This window comes from Marinifilum caeruleilacunae, assembly GCF_013141825.1.
GTDB lineage: Bacteria > Bacteroidota > Bacteroidia > Bacteroidales > Marinifilaceae > Marinifilum > Marinifilum caeruleilacunae.
In genome coordinates this window covers 46422-66444 of record NZ_RZNH01000004.1, presented here as the reverse complement: position 1 = coordinate 66444, position 20023 = coordinate 46422, and the positions used below count along the sequence as shown (strand labels likewise).

Genomic DNA, 20023 nt, shown 5'->3' with positions numbered 1-20023 from the left:
TTCGTAGATTTACTCAGTCATTTCAAGTTACGAATTCTTTATGATAATTCCTGTGTGCAATTTAAAAAAATATTACGTAAGCTTACTAATTTTGCATATACTATTTATGTTTAACCTTGATAATTTTTGATAAGATGAATTTTTTGATAATAAATGGCCCTAACCTTAATTTACTTGGAGTACGCGAAAAATCTATATATGGAGAGCTTTCTTTCGAGACATATTTCGAGGAATTAAAGAAGATTTATGGAAAAATTAATCTCGAATATTATCAGTCGAATGTAGAGGGTGAATTGATAAATGAAATACACCGTGTAGGCTTTGATTATGATGGAATTATATTGAATGCAGGTGCTTATACACATACTTCTGTTGCCCTTGGAGATGCGATTGCTGCTGTTAATACGCCTGTAATAGAGGTACATATATCGAATGTTCACAAACGTGAACCTTTCAGATCAAAAACTATGATAGGTAAGGATTGTTTGGGAACCATCGCTGGCTTTGGATTGAACTCCTATCGTTTGGGGATAGAGGCTTTATTATCCCATTTGGACAAAAGGTAAAATTTTTGTGATAAAAGATTTTTTTACATCGTTTGCAATTTATGCTATAGAATATATGCTGGTAGCCTTGTTGTAATATTGACTATCTTTGTTGTGCCAAAACTAATAATGAAAGAGTTTTTCTATGAAAAAGCACACAAAGATTATTGCAACGATTTCTGACAAGAAGTGCGATGTTGAGTTTCTAACGCAACTTTTTGAAGAGGGCATGAACGTTGTAAGGCTTAACACAGCACATCAAACGCATGCCGATGCTCAAAAGGTAATTGATAACGTTAGAGAGGTTTCCGAGAAAATCGCATTGCTGGTGGATACGAAAGGTCCAGAGATCAGAACAGTAGATGTCAAAGAAGAGTTATACCTTAAGAGTGGTGATCAACTTAAGGTAAAAGGAAAGCAGGAAGATGAGGAGGTAGATGATTGTTTGTTGGTTAGCTACGCAAATTTTGTTAACGATGTGGAAGTTGGCAAAAAAATCCTAATTGATGACGGAGAACTTGAATTATTGGTTGTTGAGAAGAATGAGGAATTTCTTACGGTAGAAGCACAAAACGAAGGACCAATTAAAAACCGCAAAAGTGTAAATGTTCCTGGTGTTTCTATTAAACTTCCTTCACTAACAAAGAAAGACAGAGATTTTATTGGTTTTGCCATTGAACAAGACATCGACTTTATTGCACACTCTTTTGTGCGCAACAAGGAGGATGTATTGGAAATTCAGAGGATTTTGGATAAGTATGATTCAAAGGTGAAAATCATTGCAAAAATCGAGAACCAGGAAGGTGTTGATAATATTGATGAAATTCTGGATCATGCCTATGGAGTTATGGTTGCAAGGGGTGATTTGGCCATTGAAATTCCAGCTCAGAAATTACCTGTGATTCAAAGAAAAATCATTAGAAAATGTATGGAGCGCAAAAAGCCTGTGATTATTGCAACACAGATGCTTCATTCCATGATTAAAAATCCTAGACCAACACGTGCCGAAGTAAGTGATATTGCCAATGCAATTTACAACAGAACCGATGCTATTATGCTTAGTGGTGAAACAGCTTATGGCGATTACCCGGTTGAATCGGTTCGTACAATGACCGAAGTGGCTATCGAGGTTGAAAAGGAATTATATCCTGATACAAGAAAGAATTTTGTGCCAAGTAACCAGGAATTGCCTGCTATTTTAGCACGTTCTGCAGTAAAATCGTCTCAATTGTTACCAGTTAAAGCCATTGTTACCGATACACTTACGGGTAGAACTGGACGTTATTTGTCGGCCTACAGGGGAACATCGCCGGTTTATGCATTGTGCTATTCAAAAAGAGTAATGAGAGAGTTGGCGCTTTCTTATGGTGTTGAGGCTGGTTACAGAAAACTATTGGCGAGCAGGGATGAGTATGTAAAACAATCGATGTACACATTGATTGAAAAGAAATATTTTACCGGCGATGATATGGTGATTATTATTGGTGGAAGTTTTGGTCCTTCGAAAGGAGTTTCTTTCATGGAGATCAGTAAGGTTGACCAATTAACACACAAAGTGTAAATAAGATATAGAAGCAAAAAAAAATGCGAATCATTATGATTCGCATTTTTTTTAATACCTCAAATAAATCAGCATGATGGCCATGCCAACTCCAATTCCAGAAATGGCAAGGTTAAACTTACGCCTGTCTGTTTTAAACAATGCAAGCATGAGCGAGGAAATTAAAATGCCAACAAAAGAGATCACAAAAAAAGCGCTTACCACTCCCAGGCTATATCCCGAAAGGTGAAAGAATTTTAAATTGCTTCCAAAAGATCTTAGGTAATACAAACTAATGCTGGTTCCAGTAATCAAGCCAATTAAAGCAAAAAAGTTATATCTGAAGGCATTTGCCGATAAGCTATTGGAGACCATATGATGAATGCCAACCGCGCAAAATGCAATGGCCGAAACCAGCTTTATGGTCGATGCCGAAAAGTAGGTAACTTTAAATGCTGCCAGTAAAAAGCCAGCAATTGTTCCTATGCTTATTGCTACTAAGAGAGAAAAATAACTCTTCCAATCTTTCAACTGAAAAACGATTCCAAAAAGTAGCAATAACAAAAAATGATCGAAAGATGAAAGGGATATTAGTAAGCTAAAGGCTGATTCGAAGCCTGATAAAAAGTCTTGCATTTACTTGTAAATTATTTCCATTTAATAGATGCACGGCAATGTTCAATATTGCTGGCATTGTTTCTAATTTCGAAATGTGATTCGTCCTGGTTTTCATTGCAATTATTGAAAACGCTTAACTGTTCGTTGTATTTTGCTTCGTGAAGAAAATTTATCATGAACTCATCGATGCAATTCGATTGTAATTTCTCGATAGGACAAGAATCAATAATCCATTTGATATACTTTACATTGTTTACATGCTGATTGATATCAATATCACTAAAGTGAACATTTACTTCAAGGCTGGATTGCGAATTTACCTTGGTAACAAGTTTTTGCAATGGCGAAGGAAACACCTTTTCGGCATTCTCAAATTTTGCATTTTCGATAATGCTATGCGGACGAGCTGGCCTTTTGCTTTTCAGGTTAATGATTAACCAGGACGAGCTGGCCAGTATGATTGCATTTCCCTGGCTGTCGAGTATTCTAAAATCCCTGTTGCCGAATAAGCCTTCAATTCCTGTAGGCCAGGTTTCTACTGTAATTTCTTCGGTCCATTTCGGATATTGCAATACTTTTACCTTTAATCTTGTAAGCACCCACGACAGGTTTTGTTGCATCAATTTATCAATTCCCCAATTTAGGGCATCGGCATGCATGCCTGCAATTTCCTGCAGGTAATTACAAATAGATGTAAGTTTTACACGACCTTTAAAATCGGAATCGAAAGATCCAATTCTAAAGCTTTGTGTAAATTTTTCCTGATTCACTTCCAATGTGTCCATTAAATCGACTTGATTTTGAGTTTTTTAATGATGAATAATGATCGGATTAATAGTAAAGCTACGATGGGTAGCATTGCATTTGGTAAGGATTGTGGAATGATTGACCAGCTTGCCAAAATCAATAATAACATGATGGATAATCCGAAAAAGTAATAGTAGGATGTTTTCGATTTTTTAAATAAGAAAATATTAGCCATTGGAAAATGGAATGGCAAAGCCCATAAAATATTCCAGTTTGGTCCTGTTGCCTGGTGATCGGTAAAAAACCAAAGGAAAATAATGACCCAACCCAATAAACCTGTAGCCCCAAACAGCAAATGATCTATAATATGATAATTGCGTTTTTTCTTGAGTGAAAACAAACTAACCAAGCCAATGAGTAATGCTAAAACACCAAAAATAAAGCCTGGGCGTTTGTACCAAATTGTCATTTTATAATCGATGGCTGGTTGCAGTACCTCTTGGGTATTAGCAACCAAAGGCATGCTTTGCCCATTGGTAACGATATTGGCATCTGCGAAAGCATACATCATATAATCGGGCAAAAACATGTATTGGTACGGACTTGCTTCAACATCGCAAGGAGATCCTAAAATAAGGTGAATGCCAAGGTAAACCCAACGACTATTCTCCATGTATTCATCCAGCAGGTTCCAAAAACTTTTTGGCTGTATGTTATTTTCTTTGTACACGATTTTACCATCTACACTTGCTTCGATGATATCGCGTATACGAGTGGAGCAGTTATCGAATAAAAAATCGTAGCTATAGTAACGATTTTCTGGTCGGTAGTTTTCCACCACCGCTTTAAAAAGCTTTCTTCTCGATTCAAGATTTAAATTCAACTTTTGCTCTGTTACACCTTGTCCCGATTGCATGTATTCTGGCAGAAAATCGCGGTAGGTTTCATATGCCAGGCGATATTTTAATTTTCCCCTGGCAAACTTTGTATAGAAATTTGGGGTTCTAAAATTAAAAGTCCCATAGTTGAATACAAGATCAATCCTGTTTTGAGGATCGCGAAAGCGTAATGCCGAGTGTCCCCAGTGCGAATAGATCTCTTCTCCCGGAGTACAGGTTAAGAGGCTGACTTCTGATTGTTCTGAAAGTTCCTTTGCCGATAGTTTGGTGTGGGAGAGAAGACTAAGTGCAAGTAGTCCAATAAAGAATATAAATCTTTTCATAAGGAAGAATATTTAACTGATCGAAGATAAGGAAAATCCCATGATTCGTTATGATTGTATGCTTATAAATACGCGTAAAAAACCGACTTATTGCATAAAAAAATCCCCTGCGATGAGCAGAGGATTACATATTGTCTTTAAAATTATTATCGCATATCGTTGATATCAACATCAGGATTTGCTGCAGTATCGAAAACAAAATCCTTATCGCTTAAAGCAATATTCGGACTTAGTTTTTTCAGAACGATACTTACATCGTTACCATCTTTTCCAACCGATTTTAAAGCTTTAATTTGATTTGTTGCCTGGTTAATTTTTAACCTGATATGGGTAAAACCTCGTTCTTCATCAGTTGGGAACAAATCGATTACATGAAGCTTAATTCCACCTTCAGTAACTTCATTTACATATTTATAGGTAAAACCATTTTCGTAAATGGAAAAAATCTTGGCTGGGTTCAAGGCTTCGTCTTCATCTTCGTCTGGTTCCTTAATGCTAACTTCTTCGGCGTCAATAATGTGAGAATACATGGTTGTGCCATCGAAATAGGTGTCAACGCCCATTAATTTTAGCATGTATTTATTTTCTTTTAGTAAGATGCTACCTTCCGAAACCTCATGAATATCTTCTTCTTCATTGTCCATTGAAAAAGTAAACTCAGCTTTAATGCTTTTGTATTCTTTATTGATTTCTGATACCTTATCTAAAATCGCTTTTGCTTTTGCATCTTGCGCTGATACATTCAGACTAAACAGTCCTAATAAGAGGAAACAAAAAAAGTTTTTCATTCTTTCTGATTTTATAGTTTGTTCGATGATTAATTCAATTATTGTGCCAGACCTAGTTGGAAATGTTATTTAGTAGCTGTTCTAAGGAATATTCATCCTGAACCAGTACCTGGCGAGCTTTACTACCTTCAAATGGACCAACAATTCCAGCAGCTTCGAGCTGATCTACAATTCTACCTGCTCGATTGTAACCAATAGAGAATCGACGTTGAATTCCCGAAGTGGATCCTTGCTGAGAAGTAACCACCAAACGTGCCGCTTCTTCGAACAAAGCATCTCGTTTTTGCAGGTCAACTTCTCCTGCGGTACTTTCCGACGATTCGCCAACATACTCGGGCAGCATCAGTGCAGAAGGGTAGGATTGCTGATCTTTAATAAAGTCGGTAATGGCTTCAACCTCAGGAGTATCAACAAAGGCACACTGTACACGAACCAAATCGCTGCTTATTGACACCAGCATATCACCTCGTCCGATTAGCTGGTTGGCTCCAGGACTATCCAAAATGGTTCTGGAATCGATCATCGAGGCAACTTTAAAGGCAATTCGGGCCGGGAAATTGGCCTTAATCACACCAGTAATAATATTGGTAGAAGGTCGCTGAGTTGCAATAATCATATGAATACCAATGGCACGGGCCAACTGCGCAATTCGGGCAATTGGTGCTTCCACCTCTTTACCGGCAGTCATAATTAAATCTGCAAACTCATCAATAATTACAACAATGTATGGCAAATATCTGTGTCCGTTTTCCGGATTTAATTTGCGTTTAACAAACTTGGCATTGTACTCCTTAATGTTTCTCGCATGTGCCTTTTTCAAAAGGTCATATCGAGAGTCCATTTCAATACACAAAGAGTTCAAAGTCGTAATTACCTTATGGATATCGGTAATGATTGGTTCTTCTTCATCGGGCAATTTGGCCAGAAAGTGTTTCTCAATGGTAGAGTAAATACTCAATTCTACCTTTTTCGGATCAATTAACACGAACTTCAATTGCGACGGATGCTTCTTGTACAGCAAGGATGTGATGATTGCATTCAATCCAACCGACTTACCTTGTCCGGTAGCACCCGCTACCAAAAGGTGAGGCATTTTCGTTAGGTCGAGGGTGTAAGTTTCGTTCGAAATGGTTCTACCCAATGCAACGGGCAGGGCAAATTTCGATTCCTGGAATTTTTTCGACGCAATAATATTTTTCATCGATACAATTTCAGGAGTACGATTTGGTACCTCGATACCAATGGTTCCTTTTCCTGGAATTGGTGCTATAATACGAATTCCTAGTGCCGACAAGCTCAATGCAATATCGTCTTCCAGGTTTTTAATTTTCGAAATCCTTACACCTGGCGCCGGAACAATTTCATATAAAGTAACCGTTGGACCAATGGTTGCTTTAATTTGCACAATTTCAATCTTATAGTGGCGAAGGGTTTCAACAATTTTATTCTTGTTGGATTCCAGTTCTTCCTTACTTACGATTGAATTATTAATTTGATGATCTTCCAACAAGTCGATGGTTGGAAATTTATATCTCGAAAGGTCTAATGTTGGATCAAAATCCTCCAAAGGTTCCTGGTTAATCGGTACCGTTTCTTCCTGTGCTCGTACAGCTTCTATTTTTAACTCTACATCATCTTCGTCCTTGTTTTCAGCTGGTATTGTTTCATCAATTTGCTCAACAGGGATTTCAGGCTCAGTGCTCAATAATACTTCCGGTTCAAATTCAGGAATATCCTGAAATGTTTCTTCTTCAAAACTCTCTTCTTTCGAATTGTCTGCAACAAGTTCTTCTTCTACTTCTTCCTGTATCGGAGTTTCTTCTGTTGCTTTTTCTTTGCGCTTCACTAATCCTTTAAAGAAGCCAACTGTGTTTTGAAAGCCAAAGGTTAGAATACACAAGAGAGTTAAAATCAGCACGAACAGGGTTCCAACACTTCCAATAATTGATATCAGCCATTCGCTAATAAAGAAGCCATGCGAACCACCTAGGAACAGAAAGGAATCACTGGTTGAATCAACAAAAACAAAAGCCATTCCAATAGAAAGCCAAATGCTAAATAGTAAAGTATAAAGAATGCTTTTTCGTAGCGATTGAATTTTTACTCCCCAGGAACGTAAGGATAGCACAAGCATAACATATAAAAATGAGAAGGACGCAATTCCAAATCCTTTGTTGATGAATAAATTTGAAAGGTAGGCACCTGTTTTTCCGGTCCAGTTTTCAACACGAATCTCCGAATCGGTGATCAGCTCAAGCCATTTTATATCTAACTTGCTTTGATCGGCTCCGCCGGTAAAAAAGAAAGAAACAAAAGCCAAACTGGTATAAAGGGTAAATAGAGAAAGAGTAATCCCTAAAATAAAACGGGTTCTTTCATCAGTTAAAAATTTGGGTTTCGAAAATATCTTTCTTTTGGATTTTGCTTTTGATTTCTTTTTTGTAGCCATTCGTTTGTTTTTCAGTGTGTACTTTAGGTCACGCTGTTGCGAAATTTATGTAAAAGTAATAAAAATGGCTTGGAAATCCACAGAATTCGCTGTTCACAAAAGATTAAATTCTGCTTAATTCGTTAACTAATTGAAATCTACAATGTATTTTTTTAATGTAGCTTTATCGGAAAGTACGTAATCATCCGGCACAATAAATTCTTCAGAATTTACTTCTTCCAGACTTACACTTTTGGCCGTAAATCTTGTCTTGATTTTGTTCATTGTAGTTTCAAATTCCATTAATACACCTTCAATTTCGTGTAACGGTGTATTTCTATTTGGATTTGCAAGACCAATTTCTTCTGTATACGCTACTTTGATTGGATTTATTGTCTTGTCCTCGAAAAAAAGTTTTGCCACCTTACACTCGTAACCAGCAATCATTTTTACTTCATCAAGGTGTTTGATTTTGCTAGGAGGCAATTGGTTGTAGATAAATGCAATTTCGTCTTTGGGAAACTCGTAATTAAATTTGTTGCTTAAAACCTTAAGAAGGATATGGCTTTTTTCACAATCGTAATTCGAAATAAATTTAGTGCTGAAAAAACCAAGATAACCTTCCGAAGTAAGACTGATATTGTTCTCCTTAAATCGCAACTCTACCTTATTCGGCAAAAGAGCAACAATCGGGTTTTCTTTTTCGGAGGCAAAATAGCTTACATTATATACAATGATTCCTTCATCAACATGTTCAGATTTTCCTGACTTATCATTACAGGAAGTTAAGATTAGTGCCGATAAAAGGATGAAAATAGCTAGCCTCATAAAAAACAACCGAGTTTGTGAAATAATAGTTTGCTCTTAAGTGAATCAAAACATTTCCTAAATGTATAAAAACATCTTAGAATAAATGTTAAAAAATGATTCTTGTTTCATAAAACAATTAAAAGTATCTACGAATAATCAAAGATTTGGTTTTAGACTGGGAAAAGTAATGAATCATTCTCGATTTTATTCACTCTCTGTTGGGCTGAACATAACAGCATTGTTTAATTGAATCTGCGCAAACGAGTGATATTTGGTTTTCAGTTTGCTTTGAAATTCATCAATTTAGAAGTTTTATTACTAAACAGTAAAAATGAGATCTTTGTAATGTGTTGAAAAACAGGGTGTGAAAAAGTTTTTAAAAAAATGCAAATTTTCTTGTTTTGTAATTTATTTTTTTAGATTTGCAGAACTAACAAGAAAAACATAAAGCGAAAAGTAATGAATAAATTAGCAGTTGTAGCCTTAGGAGGTAATGCGTTGCTTCGAGGCAATCAGAAAGGTACTGTTGAAGAGCAAAATGCGAATACAACAGATACTCTTGAAAATTTGATTTTCCTTATCAAAGAAGGATATGATATTATTTTGGCTCATGGTAATGGTCCTCAGGTTGGTAACATCCTGATGAGAAATGATGCAGGTGAGCAATTGTACAATATTCCTCAGATGCCTTTGGATATCGATGTTGCTGATTCGCAAGGCGGAATTGGTTACATGATTGAGCGTAACCTGAGAAATATTTTGAAAAAGCATGGCATCAAGAAAGATGTGATTACTTTGGTAACTCAGGTAGTCGTTGATAAGAACGATCCGGCTTTCGAAAATCCAACAAAACGTGTAGGTAAAATTTACACCAAAGAACAGGCAGATGCTTTAGCTGCTGATAAAGGGTGGATTTTTAAAGAAGAAGTTAAAGCTGATGGTGGTTGGAGAAGAGTAGTACCATCGCCAAGACCAATGCGAGTAATGAATGAAGATATTGTTTCCAAGTTGGCTCGTGAAGGCAATATCGTTATCACTGTTGGTGGTGGTGGTGTGCCAGTATATGAAGATGCTGATGGTCAGATTTGTCCGGTAGAAGGTGTAATCGATAAAGACCTTGCTTCAGCATTGATTGGTGCAAGAATTAAAGCTGATGAGTTCTACATTTTAACTGATGTTCCATATATCTACAAAAACTTCAAGCAGCCAAACGAAGAAATTCTTGAGTTCCTTGACTACAAAGATACCATGGAGTTAATGAAAGATGGTCAGTTTGCAGAAGGTAGTATGGCTCCAAAAATCAGAGCTTGTCTTGAGTTTATTCAGAATGGTGGTAAAAAATCGGTAATCACCGAAGCTACTAAGCTTGAGGACAAAAAGTATGGTAGTAAAATTACCATGGAATACGAAAACTAAAATTCGCTAAGAATCTTGTAACATTACTTTGTTATGTTGTTGCAAGATTCTAATTTTGACAAATATTTGTTTATCCTATTTAAAAATTATAACAATGGCTTTCAATCTTAGAAACAGACACTTTTTGAAGCTTTTGGATTTCACTCCAAAAGAAATGAAATTTTTACTTGATCTTTCAGCAGACCTTAAAAAGGCAAAATATGCTGGTACTGAAGAGCAAAAACTTAAAGGTAAGAACATTGCTTTGATTTTTGAAAAGTCTTCAACTCGTACTCGTTGTGCTTTCGAAACAGCTGCTTACGATCAGGGAGCTCACGTAACTTATTTAGGTCCTTCAGGATCTCAAATTGGTCAGAAAGAGTCTATGGCTGATACTGCTCGTGTATTGGGTAGAATGTATGATGGAATTGAGTACCGTGGTTTTGGTCAAACTGTTGTTGAAGAATTGGCTAAATATGCAGGTGTTCCTGTATGGAATGGTTTAACTGATGAATTCCACCCAACTCAAATTTTGGCTGACTTCTTAACAATGATGGAGCACACTGACAAGCCATTACACCAGGTTTCTTTTGCTTACTTAGGTGATGCTAGAAACAATATGGCTAACTCTTTAATGGTAGGTGCTGCAATTATGGGTATGGATGTTAGAATTATCGGTCCTGCTTCATTGCAACCAGAAACTGAATTGGTAGCTCAATGTGAAGAGATTGCTAAAGAAACTGGTGCTAAAATTACAATTACTGATGACGCTAAAGGTGGTGTTAAAGGTTGTGATTTCCTTTATACTGACGTTTGGGTATCAATGGGTGAGCCAGATTCAGTATGGGCAGAGCGTATCGAATTGTTGAAACCTTACCAGGTGAATACAGAATTAATGGATGCTACAGGAAATGCTAAATGTAAATTCATGCACTGTCTTCCAGCTTTCCACAACAGAGAAACTAAAGTTGGTGAAGAAATTTTCCAGAAGTTTGGTTTAGATGGTATGGAAGTAACTGAAGACGTATTCGAATCTCCAGCATCGATTGTATTCGACGAAGCTGAGAACCGTATGCATACTATTAAAGCTGTAATGGTTGCTACTTTAGGAGCATAATTAAGCTTTAAAAAAGATAAAGGAAAAGGGATAACAAATGTTATCCCTTTTTTATTGTATTATGATATTGTATTTTTTGTAAGAGTTCAGTTTTACAGTATTGTAAGAATGAATTAATTTTTGATATATGTAAAGCTGTCGTTTTTATTGATCTTTACAGGCTGTATGCCTCTTTTCTTTATCTCATCCTTAATTTCGCATCCGCTACAGCCACCTCCACAGGCCGATTCTCTTTGCTTCATAATCATACGAACCGTATGATAGCAAGTGTAACCAACCGCATAGGCAATAATTAGGTATGTCAGAATTAATTGTATGCTCATATTACTACATGATTAAATTTCCTACTTGATATACAAGGAAGGATGCCAGCCATGCCAGGCCGGTTGTATAAAATACAACAAATGTTGCCCATTTCCAATTCGATTCTTTCACCAGTGTCACTACAACGGCCACGCATGGGAAGTAAATCAGTATAAAAATCAGGAAGGAAAGAGCCGATATTGGATTAAATACTTTTTCGCCGGTTCTGTGAGAGCCCGTGAAAGTTTGCTCCTTTAATTTATTTCTTAGTCCTTCGCTTGATTCATCTTGTTCGCCTTCCTGGTAGAGAACACCCATGGTGCTTACAACAACTTCTTTTGCTGCAATTCCGGTTAAAATACTTACCGTCATTTTCCAGTCAAATCCCAATGGATGCAAAGTTGGAGCTACAAAATGGCCAATTCTGCCAATGTAAGAGCTCTCTTGTCTCTCTTCCAGCATTGCATTGTGCAATTGTGCAACTTTTTCATTCTTGGCCTCTGTTAAGGATTCAATATCCAACTGATTGGAATGATCTGAAGATGCAATTTTCTGATCAAAATCGATGGATACCTGCTCTATTAGCTGGTCGTAATCCTTCGAGTACTCAATGTCTCTTGGAAAATATCCCAAAGCCCAAATAATGATTGAGGCAATTAATATTACACCACCCATTTTTTTAAGGTACTGAAAGCCTTTATTCCACATGTGTCGAATTGTGGTTTTTAGGGTAGGGATTCGGTACGGAGGAAGTTCCATTACAAATGGAGCATCTTTCGATTTAAAAAAACTTGCTTTGAATACTTTTGCAAAAATTATCGCCAAAAGAATTCCCAGAATATAAATTCCAAACAATACAAGGCTTGCATTGGTCGGGAAAAAGGTTCCAATAATTAAAATATATACTGGCAGACGTGCACTACACGACATGAATGGTATAATCAGCATGGTGAGAATGCGGTCGTTCCTGTTTTCGAGTGTTCTGGTTGCCATCATTGCAGGTACATTACACCCAAATCCCATTACCAAAGGAATAAATGATTTACCGTGCAAACCAATTTTGTGCATCAGCTTGTCCATAATAAATGCAGCCCTGGCCATATAACCAGTATCTTCCATAAAGGAGATAAAGAAGAAGAGGATTAGAATGTTAGGCAAAAAGACAATTACACCACCAACACCTCCAATAATCCCATCAACAATCAGGTCTTTTAAAGGTCCGGGTGACATCCATTTTTCTATCAATCCTCCCAATTCAGCAACTCCCATGTCAATCCAATTCATTGGATATTCTCCCAGGTTAAAAGTTGCATAAAATGTTAGAAACATGAACACAAAAAAGATTGGGAACCCAAATAGTTTGTGTGTTAAAAAGGTATCGATAATGGTAGTTTTACGTCTGCGTTTAACCGGACTTTCCTTGTAGGTTTCTTTTAGTGCACCATCAATAAATCCGTATTTGGCATCGGTAATTACGGTTTCGCAAACCTCGTTAAATTCCGATTCTATTTTATTGATTTGCTCTTTTACCGTATCCTTAATTTCGAAATGATTCTTGCTGTCTTTAACCAGGAAACGAGCACTCTCATCATTTTCCAGAAGTTTAATGCTCAGGAATCGGGGAGAGGCTTTGGCAGAAAGCTTATCATCTTCTTTAATAAACTTTTGAATTTTAGTAATAGCCTTCTCAACCTGAGATCCATAATTAATATGAATATGGCGTACAATAGGATCTCTGTCTTCATAAACTTCGATCACTTTATCGAAGAGGTCGGAGATTCCTTTTCCCTTTGATCCTACGGTAGGAACAATTGGAATGCCCAGCATTTTTGATAAGGCCTTATAGTTGAATCTAGCGCCCTTTTTTTCCAGTTCATCATACATGTTTAAGGCAATAATCACCTTAATGTCCATGTCGATTAACTGGGTGGTTAGGTAGAGGTTTCTCTCAAGGTTTGAGGCATCTACTACATTCACAACCACATCAGGTCGTTCACCTAAAATATATTTTCGAACAAATAGTTCTTCAGGGGTATATGCTGTAAGCGAGTATGTTCCGGGTAAATCGGTTACGTCAAAATGATAGCCATTTTGCTTCACTTTGGCTTGTTTAGAGTCAACCGTTACTCCGCTGTAGTTTCCAACATGCTCTTTCGAACCGGAGGCAAAATTGAACAAGGTAGTTTTACCTGCATTTGGATTTCCCACTAAAGCAACATTGATTCTTTTTCCTTTCTCTTTAGCAGAAGTTTTTAAGATTTCATCGCTAATGGTGCCACCAAAATCAGAAATTTTAACTTCATCAGCCTCGTCTTTGGTAATCACTTCGATTAATGCAGCTTCGCTACGGCGCAGGGATACTTCGTACCCCATTATTTCATATTCAACAGGGTCTTTTAAAGGAGCATTTTTAATGACAGTTACTTTTTTGCCTTTTACAAAGCCCATTTCGGTAATTCTTTTTCGAAATGCACCGTGCCCCTGTACTTTTATAATTATACCTTTTTGATTATCTGTTAACTCAGATAGTTTCATTTGTCCTTAATTTCCTTAAAAAATAGAATATACAAGTCTTTAAATGGACTTGTAAGCGTTGTAATAGTTGGCCTAAGCCACAATGGAAAAATCAACAAAACCTTTCCTAAACGTTCCGTCAAACGTATGGGAAAATTCCATGATTCACAATCCCTACTAATAGGTATTTTTTCTTAAATAAGTGTTTAGCGCGGTATGGTGTTTTGTTGTTTCTTTGGACTTAATAAAAATATGTCCGTATGCAAATGTAATAGTTTTGCACAATTTATTGGCAAGATATTTCAAGAATCAAAAAAAGCTGCTTGTTTAAAGCAGCTTTTCAAGTATGGTAGTAAACTTTTACTCTGATAAATCTTCAAACTCAACATTTGAATAGGTCTCGGCTTCCAATCCCTCAATTAGTTCCGAGCTTGTATTTTGTTCTTCGGTTACGAACAGTTCTTCCACCTTTTCATTTTCCTTATTAGAAGCTCTGATAAAGTCCAATGCTTCTAATAATCCTTCAGAGAATTTGTCGAAATCCTCCTTGTACAGGAATACTTTGTGTTTCTCGAAAGAGTAATTCCCTTCCTTGTCGTAACGTTTTTTACTTTCAGTAATTGTTAAGTAGTAGTCGTTTTTCCTTGTTGCTTTTACATCAAAGAAGTACGTCCTTTTTCCAGCCCTAACCGCATTAGAAAATATTTCGTCGCGATTATTTTTTCCATATCCTTCTTTATTGTCGTAACCTTCCATTTCAAATAAATTTTAATTTATTCTGTTTATTGTCTTCAAAAATAAAAAAATCTGTGTACTAATTGCTATGTGTTAGTAATTTATTATCGTAAAAAGGTAATTTAAAATCAGTATGCAAACCTTTTCAATTGGCATTGATTGACTTACACGGATTTGTTATATGTAAAATAGAGGATACTCTGATCTTTAATTCTTTTTACTGTTTTTTTCAAAAATACTTGTTGGGTTATAAAAAAAGTCTAATTTTGCAGCCACAATAATAATTTTGTAAAAGTTCTTTAAGGATATGATTAGTAGAAGATTACTTCGAGTGAAAGTATTGCAATTGCTGTATGCGTACTACAAAAACCAGGATCGCACCATTGCAAAAGCTGAGAAAGAATTGTTTTTCAGTATAGGTAAAGCTTACGATTTGTACCATTACTTGCTTCTGCTGATTGTAGAGCTTGCTTTTGTTTCAGAGAAAAAGATTGAAACAGCCAAAGCCAAAATTATCCCTAGCCAGGAGGATCTTAATCCCAATACACGATTTATCGATAACAAAGTAATTAGACAGCTGGCTGAAAATATTCAGTTAAACAGTTATGCTGATTCCAATACAATTACATGGACCGACCAGGAAGATTACATCAGACTGTTGTTTGATAAGTTGATGAAGTCGGACTTGTACATCAATTACATGAATGCTGATAGTAATTCATACCAGGATGATAAGAAGTTTGTGGAGAAATTTTTCCTGTCTCTTGTTGCAGCTGATGAAGATTTCTACTCTTTAATGGAAGAAAAGAGTATTTACTGGAACGATGAAGTTGAGTTCATTATCAGCATGGTAATTAAAACAGTTAAAGGGTTAAAAGAGAATGATGATCAGCATACATCAATCATGTCATTGTTTAAAGATGATGAAGATGAAGACTATGTGAAAACATTGTTCCGTAAAGCGGTAGTGAATCATACCGAGCACGTGGAGCTAATTCAGCAAAATACCAAGAACTGGGATTTGGAGCGAATTGCTTTCATGGATATCCTGATTATGGAATTGGCTCTTACTGAATTGAAAGAATTCCCGAATGTACCAGTAAAGGTTAGCTTTAATGAATATCTTGAAATTGCGAAGTATTACAGTACCTCTAATTCGAGCAACTTTATTAATGGTATTCTCGATAAGCTGGTTAAGGAATTAAAGGAGAGTGGTAAAGTGAAAAAAGTAGGCCGAGGACTTGTTGGAGAAGTGTAAGTCTACTTTTGAAATGATATGTAAAGTGCGCAGTTCAGTTGAGCTGCGCATTTTTGTTTTATATGATCTAAGATGAATAGATTCATGGAAAATTTTGTACTTTCGAAATCCGAAAATTAATGTATGAATAGTCGAAAGTATAAATATAAAGTAGATCTAAGATTGGCTGTTTTATTGCTGCCTTTGTTAATGTTGAGTTGTGTAAGTGGTGATTCGAAAAATGGAAGCCATTCCAATTCTGGAAATAAGATAGAGACAGCAAGTGGGAAGTATCCTAAGTTTGAGTTTACTAAAGAAATACATAAATTTGGGAAGATTTCGGAGGGTGAAATTGGAGTATGCGATTTCTACTTTAAGAATATAGGTGAAAGTAATCTGATTATCAGGAAGATTGAGAGTGGTTGCGGATGTGCCGAATTCAAGTGGAAGAAAGAGCCCATTAAAGTCGGAGAAGAATCGAAAATTACCATTGAGTTCAATTCTAAAGGACGATATGGAAAACAATACAAAGTGATCACAATTTACAGCAACACTTTGCAGAAAAAGAAAAAGCTGTTTATCTCAGCAAATGTGGAATAGTAATTAAATGATTTGTAATTTTATAATAAATCGGTCGAAAGACCATTAAATTTGGATTGAAATGAATATGCTAAACATCTTATTGATGACTCAGCCTGCAGAAGGTCAAGGAGGTTTAACTTCCTTTATTCCTTTGATTTTAATTATTGTGGTATTTTATTTCTTCATGATTCGTCCTCAGATGAAAAAACAGAAGGAACTAAGAAAATTCCGCGAAGAATTGAAAAAAGGTGATAAAATTGTTACAACTGGTGGTATTTACGGAAAAGTTTTGGAGATTCAGGAACGTGCAATTATCATGGAAGTTGAAGGACAAAACCGTTTGAAAGTTGATAAAGCTGCGGTTGTAAAAGACATGGGTGACGTTGCTCAAAAATAATTTATCAGGCTGTGCCTACAGGGCACAGCTTTTCTAAACATTAAGCGCCTTGAATAATCTCGATCTTCAAAAACTAAAAGGATACTTTAACAAAGAAAAAATTACATCGAATAAAAAGCTATTGGTTTATTTATTCTTTGTTGGATTGTCAACCATTTTTTGGTTTTTGAATGCTCTGAGTAAAGAGTATACTACCAATATTAATTACCCGGTATATTATATGAACCTGCCGGAAGATAAGGTGCTAACCAATGAACTTCCTAAAAAACTTAGTCTTCGCGTAAAAGCAAATGGTTTGTATTTGCTTCGTTACAAGCTAAGTACGGCTTTTTTATCAAATCCTTTTGATGTAAACAAATATACCAATAACAGAATTACAGGCAGTTCGTTGAATTCGTATAACCTGCTTACCTCAAGTATCACTGCAAGAGTAGAGAAGGAGTTGTCAACAGGAATTCAACTGGAGTCAATCAGTCCGGATACAATTCGCTTTCAGTTTTCACCTATCCTGGAAAAGAAAGTTCCCGTAGAGTTGAACCTAAAACTGAATTACGAACAGCAATTTATGCAGGGTGGAATCATTCTTCCTGAGTTCGATAGTGTACTTGTAAAAGGTCCTCAATCATTACTCGATTCGGTATTTATTGCCAAAACAGAATTGTTGGAACTGTCGGGCTTAAAAAAGACAACAGAGAAGGAAATCGACTTTAATAAGATTAAAGGAATATCATTCTCACCTAAAAAAGTGAAAGTAAACATTCCGGTGGAACGATTTACCGAGGCAAATAAAAATGTGCCTATAAAAGTAGATAACCTGCCCGATTCGGTCTTGTTAAGATTATTTCCCGGAGATGTAAAACTATCTTACTTTGTGGGAATGAACAAGTACGAAAATATCACCGAAGATCATTTCGACCTGAGAGTTGATTATTTGGAAGCCACACAAGGTGATGGAAACAAACTAAAGGTAGAATTGAAACGAAGCCCTGATTTTGTTTCCAATGTTAGGTTTTACCCACAAACCGTTACTTTCCTCATCGAAAAACGCAATTCAGTTCAATAAGAATTTATCATGATAAAAATAGGCTTAACTGGCGGAATTGGTACTGGAAAATCCATTGTGGCCGAGGTCTTTAAATTGATAAAGATCCCTGTCTATGTTTCCGATTTGGAAGCCAAACGCCTGATGGTTGAAAGTGATGAAATCAGATCTCGTTTGATTAGCAGATTTGGAAAAGAAGTATATCATGAAAATGGAGCTTTAAATAGAAAGTTTCTTGCTGATATTATTTTTAATGAACCCGGTGCCCTACAAGACGTAAATGGAATTGTTCACCCTGTGGTGAGAAGCGATTTTCAAAATTGGAGTGAAAGACAACAAGCACCTTACGTAATACAGGAGTCGGCCATATTATTCGATACGGGCTTGTACAAGAACTTCGACAAGATTATTTGTGTAACGGCCAATGAAGAGCTCAGAATACAAAGAGTAATGGATCGTGATGGAGTCGACCGAAATGCTGTAATGGAAAGAATGAAAAACCAGCTTGACGAGAAGATAAAAATAAAAAAAGCGGATTATGTGATCCATAACAATACAGATCTTATTCTGCCCCAGATTATCAGGATTCACGAACAAATTCTGGCTCTTAACAAGTAAAGGCAACAGCTGTTAAACTTTGTTAAGGTTTTAGGATAAATCTGATAAAACCCCTGAATTATACTATCTTTAACGCTTTCTGGTAATGTTTGCCAGTTTGTAAATTTTAAAATTGATTACCAGAATATGGGTAAATATGGAAAATGGATAGCCGGTGGATTAGGCTGGGTCTTATTAGGAGGACCGATTGGTGGAATCCTTGGTTTTTTAATTGGTTCGGCATTTGAAACAATTGATGTAGAATCTATAAAATCAAACCCTAAAACACGACAAGGAGATTTTGTTGTTAGTCTTTTGATATTGGTTGCTGCTGTAATGAAATCTGATGGGAAAGTTCTTCGTTCGGAGCTGGATTACGTAAAAGCCAACCTGGTAAAAAGCTTTGGTGTGAGCAAAGCTACCGAAGCCGTAGGAATGCTGAAAGATATCTTAAAGCAAAACATTCCAGTTGAAGAAGTTTGCCGACAAGTGCAAGCCAACCTTGATTACTCTTCAAGACTGCAATTAATGCACTTTTTATTTGGGATCGCACAGGCCGATGGATCGATTTCAAGTGCAGAGCAATCGGTAATCGATAAGATATCCTACTACCTGGGAATACAGGGGAGTGATTATTCTTCTATTAAGTCGATGTTTGTTCAGGATACAGATTCAAGCTATAAAATTCTTGGACTTACGAAAGATGCAAGCGACGAGGAAATTAAGAAAGCCTATAAAAAAATGGCGGTAAAATATCATCCCGATAAGGTGAGTTATTTAGGTGAAGATGTGCAAGAGGCTGCTAAAGAGAAGTTTCAGAAAGTAAATGAAGCCTTCGAGAAAATTAAAAAGGAACGAGGATTTGCTTAATTTTAAAGCTTTCGAACTATTTTTTGCCAAATAGTTTTATAAAATACAATGGAATTATAAATTTGTGCTTCCAAAATTAAAATTTGAAAATATGTTGAAAGGAATATTAGCTATATCAGGACATTCAGGTCTTTTTAAAATGGTATCAAATGCAAAGAATGCTTTAATTGTTGAATCGTTGGTTGACAAAAAACGCATGCCAGCTTATGCAACTTCAAAAATTAGCGCATTGGAAGATATCGCAATTTTTACCGATGAAGGAGATGTGCCTTTGGCTGACGTTTTCAAAAACATTAAAGAGAAAGAAAACGGTGGAAAAGCAATTAGCCATAAAGCTTCAGGAAACGAATTGAAAGGATATATGGCAGAAGTATTGCCAAACTACGACGAAGATCGCGTTTACGTATCTGATATGAAGAAAGTATTCCAGTGGTACAATTTGCTACAGGAAAATAATCTTCTTGAAGAACTTGACAAAGAAGAAGAAGCTGAAAATACTGAAGAGTAATTTTCAATTCGAAATAATTTGCCAACCG

20 protein-coding genes are annotated in these 20023 nt (G+C 36.2%); 11 read left to right on the top strand and 9 right to left on the bottom strand.

Annotated elements, in window-relative coordinates:
- Positions 1-134 precede the first annotated feature (134 nt).
- Positions 135-566, top strand: a complete 432-nt coding sequence (gene aroQ / locus ELS83_RS04035) for a type II 3-dehydroquinate dehydratase (protein WP_171594246.1) — start codon at positions 135-137, stop codon at positions 564-566.
- 124 nt (positions 567-690) lie between these two features.
- Positions 691-2106: a pyruvate kinase gene (pyk, locus tag ELS83_RS04030; protein WP_171594245.1), complete on the top strand. Its 1416-nt coding sequence runs from the start codon at positions 691-693 to the stop codon at positions 2104-2106.
- Positions 2107-2157: 51 nt separating this feature from the next.
- On the opposite strand, the gene ELS83_RS04025 is transcribed toward pyk, so the two are convergent.
- From ELS83_RS04025 to ELS83_RS04000, 6 genes are all read right to left on the bottom strand, one after another.
- Positions 2158-2721 (bottom strand): hypothetical protein, encoded by a 564-nt coding sequence (locus ELS83_RS04025; protein ID WP_171594244.1) that lies wholly within the window; start codon positions 2719-2721, stop codon positions 2158-2160.
- An 11-nt stretch (positions 2722-2732) separates the two neighbouring features.
- Positions 2733-3488 carry an acyl-[acyl-carrier-protein] thioesterase gene (locus ELS83_RS04020; protein WP_171594243.1) on the bottom strand — a complete coding sequence of 252 codons (756 nt, stop codon included), beginning with the start codon at positions 3486-3488 and terminating at the stop codon, positions 2733-2735.
- Positions 3488-4672: an Lnb N-terminal periplasmic domain-containing protein gene (locus ELS83_RS04015; RefSeq protein ID WP_171594242.1), complete on the bottom strand. Its 1185-nt coding sequence runs from the start codon at positions 4670-4672 to the stop codon at positions 3488-3490. The genes ELS83_RS04020 and ELS83_RS04015 overlap by 1 nt, the downstream gene beginning before the upstream one ends.
- 146 nt (positions 4673-4818) lie before the next feature.
- A complete protein-coding gene (gene lolA1 / locus ELS83_RS04010; RefSeq protein ID WP_171594241.1) occupies positions 4819-5460 on the bottom strand; it encodes an outer membrane lipoprotein periplasmic chaperone LolA1 in 642 nt (213 codons plus the stop codon).
- Positions 5461-5512: 52 nt separating this feature from the next.
- Positions 5513-7909, bottom strand: coding sequence for an FtsK/SpoIIIE family DNA translocase (locus ELS83_RS04005; RefSeq protein WP_171594240.1), 2397 nt, complete (start codon positions 7907-7909; stop codon positions 5513-5515).
- 126 nt (positions 7910-8035) lie between these two features.
- Entirely contained in the window at positions 8036-8716 is a 681-nt protein-coding gene (locus tag ELS83_RS04000; protein ID WP_171594239.1) for a hypothetical protein, read from the bottom strand.
- Positions 8717-9157: 441 nt separating this feature from the next.
- Here ELS83_RS04000 and arcC point away from each other — a divergent pair, with 441 nt between their 5' ends.
- The gene (arcC, locus tag ELS83_RS03995; protein WP_171594238.1) at positions 9158-10114 is read left to right on the top strand and encodes a carbamate kinase; all 957 of its coding nucleotides are present in this window, start codon (positions 9158-9160) and stop codon (positions 10112-10114) included.
- 94 nt (positions 10115-10208) lie between these two features.
- Positions 10209-11210, top strand: a complete 1002-nt coding sequence (locus ELS83_RS03990; protein WP_171594237.1) for an ornithine carbamoyltransferase — start codon at positions 10209-10211, stop codon at positions 11208-11210.
- A 113-nt stretch (positions 11211-11323) separates the two neighbouring features.
- Here ELS83_RS03990 and ELS83_RS03985 read toward each other — a convergent pair whose 3' ends face one another.
- The 3 genes from ELS83_RS03985 to ELS83_RS03975 form a co-directional block, all read right to left on the bottom strand.
- Positions 11324-11533 carry a FeoB-associated Cys-rich membrane protein gene (locus tag ELS83_RS03985; protein ID WP_171594236.1) on the bottom strand — a complete coding sequence of 70 codons (210 nt, stop codon included), beginning with the start codon at positions 11531-11533 and terminating at the stop codon, positions 11324-11326.
- A gap of 4 nt (positions 11534-11537) precedes the next feature.
- Positions 11538-14048, bottom strand: coding sequence for a ferrous iron transport protein B (gene feoB / locus ELS83_RS03980; RefSeq protein WP_171594235.1), 2511 nt, complete (start codon positions 14046-14048; stop codon positions 11538-11540).
- A gap of 339 nt (positions 14049-14387) precedes the next feature.
- Positions 14388-14783 (bottom strand): DUF3276 family protein, encoded by a 396-nt coding sequence (locus ELS83_RS03975; protein ID WP_171594234.1) that lies wholly within the window; start codon positions 14781-14783, stop codon positions 14388-14390.
- A gap of 286 nt (positions 14784-15069) precedes the next feature.
- Here ELS83_RS03975 and ELS83_RS03970 point away from each other — a divergent pair, with 286 nt between their 5' ends.
- The 7 genes from ELS83_RS03970 (at position 15070) to ELS83_RS03940 (ending at position 19995) form a co-directional block, all read left to right on the top strand.
- Positions 15070-16020 (top strand): transcription antitermination protein NusB, encoded by a 951-nt coding sequence (locus ELS83_RS03970; RefSeq protein WP_171594233.1) that lies wholly within the window; start codon positions 15070-15072, stop codon positions 16018-16020.
- A gap of 123 nt (positions 16021-16143) precedes the next feature.
- Positions 16144-16599 carry a DUF1573 domain-containing protein gene (locus ELS83_RS03965; protein WP_171594232.1) on the top strand — a complete coding sequence of 152 codons (456 nt, stop codon included), beginning with the start codon at positions 16144-16146 and terminating at the stop codon, positions 16597-16599.
- A 61-nt stretch (positions 16600-16660) separates the two neighbouring features.
- Positions 16661-16978, top strand: coding sequence for a preprotein translocase subunit YajC (gene yajC / locus ELS83_RS03960; RefSeq protein WP_171594231.1), 318 nt, complete (start codon positions 16661-16663; stop codon positions 16976-16978).
- 49 nt (positions 16979-17027) lie between these two features.
- Complete coding sequence (locus tag ELS83_RS03955) at positions 17028-18041, top strand: CdaR family protein (RefSeq protein WP_171594230.1); 1014 nt, start codon at positions 17028-17030, stop codon at positions 18039-18041.
- A gap of 9 nt (positions 18042-18050) precedes the next feature.
- Entirely contained in the window at positions 18051-18638 is a 588-nt protein-coding gene (gene coaE, locus ELS83_RS03950; protein WP_171594229.1) for a dephospho-CoA kinase, read from the top strand.
- 126 nt (positions 18639-18764) lie between these two features.
- A complete protein-coding gene (locus ELS83_RS03945; RefSeq protein WP_171594228.1) occupies positions 18765-19487 on the top strand; it encodes a TerB family tellurite resistance protein in 723 nt (240 codons plus the stop codon).
- A 91-nt stretch (positions 19488-19578) separates the two neighbouring features.
- A complete protein-coding gene (locus ELS83_RS03940) occupies positions 19579-19995 on the top strand; it encodes a DUF5606 family protein (protein ID WP_171594227.1) in 417 nt (138 codons plus the stop codon).
- Positions 19996-20023 lie beyond the last annotated feature (28 nt).

Coding starts and splice junctions, on each gene's coding strand:
- aroQ (WP_171594246.1), top strand. CDS start 135: ATGAATTTTTTGATAATAAATGGCCCTAACCTTAATTTACTTGGAGTA.
- pyk (WP_171594245.1), top strand. CDS start 691: ATGAAAAAGCACACAAAGATTATTGCAACGATTTCTGACAAGAAGTGC.
- ELS83_RS04025 (WP_171594244.1), bottom strand. CDS start 2,721: ATGCAAGACTTTTTATCAGGCTTCGAATCAGCCTTTAGCTTACTAATA.
- ELS83_RS04020 (WP_171594243.1), bottom strand. CDS start 3,488: ATGGACACATTGGAAGTGAATCAGGAAAAATTTACACAAAGCTTTAGA.
- ELS83_RS04015 (WP_171594242.1), bottom strand. CDS start 4,672: ATGAAAAGATTTATATTCTTTATTGGACTACTTGCACTTAGTCTTCTC.
- lolA1 (WP_171594241.1), bottom strand. CDS start 5,460: ATGAAAAACTTTTTTTGTTTCCTCTTATTAGGACTGTTTAGTCTGAAT.
- ELS83_RS04005 (WP_171594240.1), bottom strand. CDS start 7,909: ATGGCTACAAAAAAGAAATCAAAAGCAAAATCCAAAAGAAAGATATTT.
- ELS83_RS04000 (WP_171594239.1), bottom strand. CDS start 8,716: ATGAGGCTAGCTATTTTCATCCTTTTATCGGCACTAATCTTAACTTCC.
- arcC (WP_171594238.1), top strand. CDS start 9,158: ATGAATAAATTAGCAGTTGTAGCCTTAGGAGGTAATGCGTTGCTTCGA.
- ELS83_RS03990 (WP_171594237.1), top strand. CDS start 10,209: ATGGCTTTCAATCTTAGAAACAGACACTTTTTGAAGCTTTTGGATTTC.
- ELS83_RS03985 (WP_171594236.1), bottom strand. CDS start 11,533: ATGAGCATACAATTAATTCTGACATACCTAATTATTGCCTATGCGGTT.
- feoB (WP_171594235.1), bottom strand. CDS start 14,048: ATGAAACTATCTGAGTTAACAGATAATCAAAAAGGTATAATTATAAAA.
- ELS83_RS03975 (WP_171594234.1), bottom strand. CDS start 14,783: ATGGAAGGTTACGACAATAAAGAAGGATATGGAAAAAATAATCGCGAC.
- ELS83_RS03970 (WP_171594233.1), top strand. CDS start 15,070: ATGATTAGTAGAAGATTACTTCGAGTGAAAGTATTGCAATTGCTGTAT.
- ELS83_RS03965 (WP_171594232.1), top strand. CDS start 16,144: ATGAATAGTCGAAAGTATAAATATAAAGTAGATCTAAGATTGGCTGTT.
- yajC (WP_171594231.1), top strand. CDS start 16,661: ATGAATATGCTAAACATCTTATTGATGACTCAGCCTGCAGAAGGTCAA.
- coaE (WP_171594229.1), top strand. CDS start 18,051: ATGATAAAAATAGGCTTAACTGGCGGAATTGGTACTGGAAAATCCATT.
- ELS83_RS03945 (WP_171594228.1), top strand. CDS start 18,765: ATGGGTAAATATGGAAAATGGATAGCCGGTGGATTAGGCTGGGTCTTA.
- ELS83_RS03940 (WP_171594227.1), top strand. CDS start 19,579: ATGTTGAAAGGAATATTAGCTATATCAGGACATTCAGGTCTTTTTAAA.